At 52.7% G+C, this 201-nt stretch carries 1 pseudogene; it reads right to left on the minus strand.

The features are described 5' to 3' along the window. A pseudogene (locus tag B2067_RS14060) lies at positions 1 to 201 on the minus strand (DNA topoisomerase IV subunit B); the annotation flags it as partial.

Below are 201 nucleotides of genomic sequence, written 5' to 3' on the forward strand. Positions count from 1 at the left end.
CATTTCACCCAGACCTTTAAAGCGCTGGACGTTCACTTTGCCACGCTTATTTTCGGCTTTAATGCGTTCAAGAACGCCCTGCTTTTCACCTTCGTCTAACGCGTAGTAGACATCTTTACCGACGTCGATCCGGTACAGCGGCGGCATCGCGACATAGACGTGGCCATCCGCCACCAGCTTGCGGAAGTGACGCACAAACAA

It is taken from the genome of Thalassolituus sp. UBA2590, from assembly GCF_002339775.1.
Taxonomy (GTDB): domain Bacteria; phylum Pseudomonadota; class Gammaproteobacteria; order Pseudomonadales; family Oceanobacteraceae; genus Thalassolituus.